At 60.1% G+C, this 203-nt stretch carries 1 protein-coding gene; it reads right to left on the minus strand.

The annotated features are described in order from the left end of the window. Positions 1 to 203, minus strand: a 203-nt coding sequence (locus tag BV911_RS19085) for a transposase (RefSeq protein ID WP_139840182.1), incomplete at both ends; no start/stop codon positions are given.

Genomic DNA, 203 nt, shown 5'->3' on the forward strand with positions numbered 1-203 from the left:
GGCATACGGTTCAGGGCATAGCGGATGGCTTCGGCCAATTTGGTCTTGCCGGAGATCTTGCGCAGCTGTGCCTGCAGCCAAAGTTCCAGATCGTCAAAGGCAGGCTTGGCCTTGGCCAGCCGCAGGGCCGCACGCTCCTCTGGGGATTTCCCTCGCGCCTCCTTCTCGACAGCGTAAAGCTGCGCAATCTGTTTAATCGCCTG

It is taken from the genome of Pseudoruegeria sp. SK021 (assembly GCF_002119405.1).
Classification (GTDB): Bacteria; Pseudomonadota; Alphaproteobacteria; order Rhodobacterales; family Rhodobacteraceae; genus Meridianimarinicoccus.